The 6,178-nt window shown below is 46.0% G+C and carries 6 protein-coding genes; 3 read left to right on the forward strand and 3 right to left on the reverse strand.

The annotated features are described in order from the left end of the window. Positions 1-125: 125 nt before the first annotated feature. The 3 genes from JKY90_01595 to JKY90_01605 all read right to left on the reverse strand — a co-directional run bounded on the left by JKY90_01595 (position 126) and on the right by JKY90_01605 (position 2,645). Entirely contained in the window at positions 126-872 is a 747-nt protein-coding gene (locus JKY90_01595; GenBank protein ID MBL4850963.1) for a biotin--[acetyl-CoA-carboxylase] ligase, read from the reverse strand. Between the two features lie 391 nt (positions 873-1,263). Continuing rightward, entirely contained in the window at positions 1,264-2,016 is a 753-nt protein-coding gene (locus tag JKY90_01600) for a DUF1461 domain-containing protein (GenBank protein MBL4850964.1), read from the reverse strand. Beyond that, positions 2,013-2,645 (reverse strand): CPBP family intramembrane metalloprotease, encoded by a 633-nt coding sequence (locus JKY90_01605; GenBank protein MBL4850965.1) that lies wholly within the window; start codon positions 2,643-2,645, stop codon positions 2,013-2,015. The genes JKY90_01600 and JKY90_01605 overlap by 4 nt, the downstream gene beginning before the upstream one ends. Before the next feature lie 593 nt (positions 2,646-3,238). Between JKY90_01605 and JKY90_01610 the strand changes: the two genes are divergently transcribed. From JKY90_01610 to JKY90_01620, 3 genes are all read left to right on the forward strand, one after another. After that, positions 3,239-4,252: a hypothetical protein gene (locus tag JKY90_01610; protein MBL4850966.1), complete on the forward strand. Its 1,014-nt coding sequence runs from the start codon at positions 3,239-3,241 to the stop codon at positions 4,250-4,252. A 455-nt stretch (positions 4,253-4,707) separates the two neighbouring features. Further along, a complete protein-coding gene (locus JKY90_01615; protein MBL4850967.1) occupies positions 4,708-4,971 on the forward strand; it encodes a hypothetical protein in 264 nt (87 codons plus the stop codon). A gap of 353 nt (positions 4,972-5,324) precedes the next feature. After that, positions 5,325-6,178 (forward strand): MFS transporter (locus JKY90_01620; protein ID MBL4850968.1); only part of this gene is annotated, 854 nt, incomplete at its 3' end.

The raw sequence follows: 6,178 nt of genomic DNA on the forward strand, positions 1-6,178 counted from the left end.
ATTAGCGCATCGTTGATTGGACGATCTCACGCTATCCGTTTTCGTGTCGTGGCAGCAGTAAAGTCGAAGCGATGTGCGCCGGTAGGCGAGGGCCGGCGCTACGTGACCGATGTCAGGTTTCCGATCTACCGTGGTTTCCCATACGCAGTGTTTACATCAGTTGCTGGCTGGTCAATCTGCTCATGCCAAGCCACAGGCAAATCGAGATTGACACCGACCCCCATCACAATATCAACAGGGCCATAGCTCTCGCCACGCATTTCAACCAAAATACCTGCCAGCTTCTTTTCTCCAACAACGATATCGTTAGGCCATTTTACTCCAAGAGTAGGCTGCGCCCCAAGGTTTGGCTCGCGCCCAGATTCAATCGCCTGAATAACCGCGACCGCCAACGCCAACGTTAAACCCGACATTGCCGCCGCCGAACGTTGAAAACGCCAACTTAGCGACAGTGTAATATTACCAAGCGGAGCCAGCCATGGTCGTCCCTGCCGACCACGACCAGCAGTTTGCTGCTCTGCAATCACCACTTGGCGCACAGACAACTCAGCATGTTGCAATAAATAATTGTTGGTTGAATCGAGCGCGGGAAATAACAACACATCGCCTAGCAAGGCGCGACTTTTGACGTCAATGGCGGCGCTGATGCGTTCGCGATCAAGTAATTCAATATCCGCTGTTAGACGGTATCCTTTACCACGTACTGCATCGATAGCAAGCCCGGCTTTGCGCAAGGATGTAATATGCTTCCACACCGCCGTGCGGCTGAGACCCAATTCAGCAGCGAGTTGCTCGCCAGAGCAGAACTGCCCCTTAGACAAATGTTGAATCAACTGCTGTCGAACTGTGTACGTACTTATTAGCTGAGTCATAATCGCTCTCGCCGGACAAATTACGCTGACTAAAACGCCTTATCTAATTATGATGAGTTCAATATTACAAGGCAAAAAAAACCAGATAGCGACCGTATCTGGTCGTATCTGGCTTTTTTGTCTTGCGACTAAACACGTTTGCTGTGCCCAGTCGTAATCTGGTTTTCGGCTTAAGCCAAACGCTTAACTGAGGTTGACAGCAAGAAAATACAAACCTGTAATTACTACAGCCAAGAAAATAATTACTATTAAATCATCACGTGATGCCATGCTTATCTCCACATAGTGAGCTACTTATACGTAAACTTATACTATGTACGATAGCAGAATCAGTGATAGTGCTCAAGCCAAGCAGGTTTTAACGCATGTATCTTCCATAAAATGCCTAATATTAGCGATAACCTCGTTGATCATCGCTCATTGGGCGCATAAACCGCAGTACCACAGAGAATATCAGCCACCATATGAGCAAGGCAATCAACAGCCAAGCGATAGCAATTGGGCCAAATATGACTGGCGCCTTTAACATCGTTGTCATCAACGAATCTTCGTAATAGAAAAACCACTGATGCTTGTCCGGAAACAACCAGACATGTAGCTGATAGAACAGTTTAACTGGCCCAATAATCAACACCAGCACTGCTAACACAACAAGCAGTACTGCCATCTTTATAAATAGACCCGACAAACCAGACATTTTAATTGCTGCCCTGCGCATCCAAACCAACAGTACAAGCAATATTATTGCCAACGCAGCGCCGCAAATATTCATCCAATGAATCAGCTGTGCGACATCACGCATATGGGTGATTTCAGCATCGGTCAGCAGCGTGTCGATGGCGCTACCTTTATTATCTTTATACTCAATTGTAGTTAGGCCTTTACCACCATTATTGATGGCAGCAACCAGCTCTGCCATCAACCGTTCATGCTCCACGCGACCCGTCGTTGCAAAGTCTTTACGGTTACGGTTTAGCGGACCGTATTCGGCAATGTTTTCATCAATGCCGATCACGCTATACCACTGTGAATAAAAGAAATTAAGTGGCGAGAGCACGTGCCAGGCGATAATTAATGACAGCAAAAACCCTACTAAGGCAGTGATAACCCATAAACCCGAAGCTACTCTGATGGTGTATGTCATGGTTGCCAATTCACTGGCAGTCGCCCAGTTTGAGCCAAGGCCATAATGTCCATCGATAAAGCAACGCTGGTATGCACTAAAACACCACCCCATATCGAACGCGAACGTAGTGCAATAATCCCTAACACCAAACCGAACACTAATGCACCGCTAGCTTCAAGCCAAGGTTTACTCAAATGAATCATGACATAAGGCACAATCATGACAAACAATGCAGTGGCACCAAAACGACGATGGCAAGCATGCAATAAAAAACCACGAAAAAAGAACTCGAGAAATATAAACTGCGTAAGGTAAATGCACTGCCAGAGCAGTAAATCTAAAATGCTCCGTTGCGCCAAACGATAAAAAGGGTAGTGGCTAAGAAAATCACTGCGGTAGCTGGCAAAATAAGCAAAGCTGATGACTAGTAGCATAATAAAAATACACCAGGGCAAATAACGACTCGTTTGGTTCCAGCCTAGACCATAATCACGGAGACGTTCTTTAAAGACAAATTTAATCACCAGGATGGGTACAATGACATAGCCCAATAAATGGCAAGCCCCCCACCATAGTTCGCCCAACAAGTTGAAATACGTATGTTGGCGCAGCTGAAAATAGCCCTCATTACCTAACAAGGCCTGCATAGACGCCTCAAAAACCGTAGCGAATTTGAGGTAGTGAATGGCCAACAACACCAATGCTGTCACCAATAAAGCAATAAGTGGCCGCCAATCAGCACTTTTAGCCGATTCACGCTGCTGTGTGGCGTCACGTTCAATAGCCAAAAACTCGGTCTTAATGACCACCCAGGGATTTAATGACACTGTAAATTACCTCAAATAATTCATATTTTCATATTACAAACAATTAGTTATAACTTTTTATCCTGCGAAAAACTCATGCACTACCCCATTAGCCATAACTATAGGTAGAATATTTACTATTCATATTAACAATAACTCTTTTGCCACAACCACAGTTAGGAGCACAATAGGCGCCTTGGAGCCTGCCGTACTTAGGTGATCGTAGCGAGGGAAAGCCATTTTGAGTCAGATTTTTCGATTGATTGAGGCGTACCCCAAGGGCATTTCCGTTGGGCAAATAGTGAGTCTATTTACCAACAGTAGGCGCTCTTAGGCGACGAAATCAATCGTAAAATCTGGCCAAAATGGATTTTCCGCAGTAGATTCATCCTAAGTCCGACAGGCTCTCTAGCACGACAACGGGAGGGCGTAGCATGATATGGGTAATGTTAGTCACCGGCATATTACTAGGTTGGATTATAGAATGGATCATCGACACATACCGTTATAACCGAATGGTCGAACGCCTGCAAAATGAACATAGCCAGGCAATCATGGATGTCACTAACCGTTACGAGGCTGCAATGGAAGAAGGTCGCCTCACGCACGAAGAGCGCTTAAACGAACTCCGAGAAAGGCAACGCACCGAGCTAAACATTGCCGAAGTCGAATATAACACTCGAATCAGTGAGCATACCGCCGCACATCGACAAGAATTAGAGGCCAATCAAACACGCTTGCAAAATGAGCTTAGCTCTCGCGATACGTCCTATGCCGAAGCGAAGAATGTACTAGAACAAGGCTATAGTGAAGAAGTCTCCCAGCTCAAACTTGAACATGAGCAACAGCTCATGGCCCTACGTGGTACTCACAGCGAAGAATCAAGTAATTTAGAAATTCGTATCCGCTCAGAATACGAGGATCAGCTTTCTCAAGTCGAGCAAAACAGCGTCAGCTCCACACAACAACAAATCGGCGAACACGACACACGGCTAAAACGTGATTTCGATTATGCACTCGAGCAAAATAACGCCCAGCACCATAATGAAGTAATCGCATTAAAGGCGGACTACGAACAACGCATTGATGAACTCACACTTTTAGCTCGCTCTCAAACTATCAGCGCCAACACAAGCTCAAACGCGGCCACCTCGTCGCTCAGTGGTAACGGAATTATCAGCCACGTTAAAGCGGATGACCTCACCATCATTGAAGGCATTGGGCCAAAAGCCAACAACCTATTACATGACGGAGGAATCAACTCCTACGATGACTTGGCACATGCAAATGTTGGTACGCTACAACATATTCTCGACGATGCTGGCCCTCGTTTTCGCCTGCTCACCCCCGACACTTGGCCACAACAAGCTAGCCTCGCTGCCGAGGGCAATTGGGACGCATTAGACCAATTCAAAGACCAACTTGATGGCGGCAAACCTGCCAGTTGAGATGACACTAAATTAAGCTAAAAATAAAGGAGCCTCTGATTTATTCTGGACGAAATAGATTGTGCCTGAAATATTCAGATTCAAGGCGCGAATCGCACGTAATAGCCAGCTATTGCGAAGATTCGCAACGCAGAAGCTGGGTATTTCAGGAACAAGAGTCGAGTTCACGAATAGATTAGAGGCTCCTAAATAAAGGGGACAGCACATGCCATCAGCCAGAGAACTTCACGACTGGTACACCTACAACAACTATAAACTTGCTGTCGCCCTTTTATTAGCCATTACTATTTTGTTGTTGGTGTTTTCGGTAGGCTCCGGCGCACTCTAATAGAGCCAAAGCATTAGCAATGCAAAACCAGCACACACCAGTGTGCGCTGACAGCGCAGTCGTATCATTCTGCCGCGCTCAATCTTATATACTGCTCAGGTTAATTATCTAACCACGGCAACATATAATGTCCACGTATCGTCAAGCACCACTAGCCAGCAACACCTTCCCCAGCGGCATCTCTTATATTATTGGTAACGAAGCTGCCGAGCGTTTCAGCTTTTATGGTATGCGCGCCATCTTAGTTATCTTTATGACGCAGCACCTGCTTGATGACAATGGTCATCTCACTGTTATGAGCGAAGATGACGCCAAAGGCTGGTACACTATTTTTTATCTGCCGTTTATTTCACACCGATACTCGGCGCCCTGCTCGCCGATGGCGTCTTAGGCAAATTTCGCACCATCATCCTGCTATCGATTATTTATGTTATTGGGAATTTCGTTTTAGCCTTAGATGAAACGCGCTGGGGTAAGTGCAGTGTTTCATATTAAACACAGAGATAGAAAGCTAGTAAACAGACAAGTACTAGGCGCAGCTTGCCGCGAAGGGTGGCTCCCTTTGCAAGAGCTGAAACACTGTAATTGTCTGTTTACTGACTTCCCTTCGGGCTCAATGAGAAAGGCATCTGGCGGCGTTGCGTTCTCTTGAGATAGCACCACTATCCCGGCGAAAACGCGCCTTGCATCTGTCCTTTCTCATTGTGTCTATATCTGTGTTTAGTATGAGACACTGCACCAGCCATTGGACTTGGCTTAATCGCCATCGGTGCTGGCGGCATTAAACCCTGTGTCACTTCTCACGTCGGTGATCAATTCGGTCAAAGCAATCAACACCTACTCAGCACCACCTATAGCTGGTTCTATTTTGCCATCAACCTCGGCGCCTTTATCTCGTTTCTATTCACACCCTGGCTGCTAAAACATTATGGCGCAAGTGTTGCCTTTGCCGTGCCTGGCGTCTTGATGTTAATCGCCACGCTGGTTTTTTGGGCAGGCCGACATCAATTTGCGCATATTCCACCCCAAGGCATGGGCTTTATTAAAGATATCTTTAGTAAAACGGGGCTAACTACTCTTGCTAAATTGGCCGTGGTCTATGCCTTTGTTGCTGTGTTCTGGGCATTGTTTGATCAAACTGGTTCCTCATGGGTACTGCAAGCACAACAAATGGATCGCTTCGTCTTTGGCTACGAACTATTACCCTCACAAATACAGGCCGCCAATCCTTTATTAATCATGATTTTAATTCCTCTCTTCGCCTTCTTTATCTACCCAGCGATTGAGAAAATTTTACCACTTAACGCCATGCGAAAAATTGGCCTCGGTTTATTATTAACCGCCATTTCATTCATGATTATCACCTGGCTACAAAACCAAATCGATAACGGCCACACACCCCATATTAGTTGGCAGCTACTCGCCTATATTATTATTACCGCAGGTGAAGTGATGGTCTCCATCACTTGCCTTGAATTTTCGTATACCCAGGCACCACGCAACATGAAGTCATTGGTTATGGCGCTGTTTTTCATGTCCGCAGCTATTGGCAACCTGTTTACCGGCAGCGTTAATTTTTTCATTCAAAACCCCGATGG

Source organism: Gammaproteobacteria bacterium, assembly GCA_016765075.1.
Classification (GTDB): Bacteria; Pseudomonadota; Gammaproteobacteria.

What these genes read in the sequence shown, in the direction of transcription:
- JKY90_01595 (MBL4850963.1), bottom strand. Translation starts at nt 872, where the DNA reads ATGACTCAGCTAATAAGTACGTACACAGTTCGACAGCAGTTGATTCAA.
- JKY90_01600 (MBL4850964.1), bottom strand. Translation starts at nt 2,016, where the DNA reads ATGACATACACCATCAGAGTAGCTTCGGGTTTATGGGTTATCACTGCC.
- JKY90_01605 (MBL4850965.1), bottom strand. Translation starts at nt 2,645, where the DNA reads ATGCAGGCCTTGTTAGGTAATGAGGGCTATTTTCAGCTGCGCCAACAT.
- JKY90_01610 (MBL4850966.1), top strand. Translation starts at nt 3,239, where the DNA reads ATGATATGGGTAATGTTAGTCACCGGCATATTACTAGGTTGGATTATA.
- JKY90_01615 (MBL4850967.1), top strand. Translation starts at nt 4,708, where the DNA reads ATGTCCACGTATCGTCAAGCACCACTAGCCAGCAACACCTTCCCCAGC.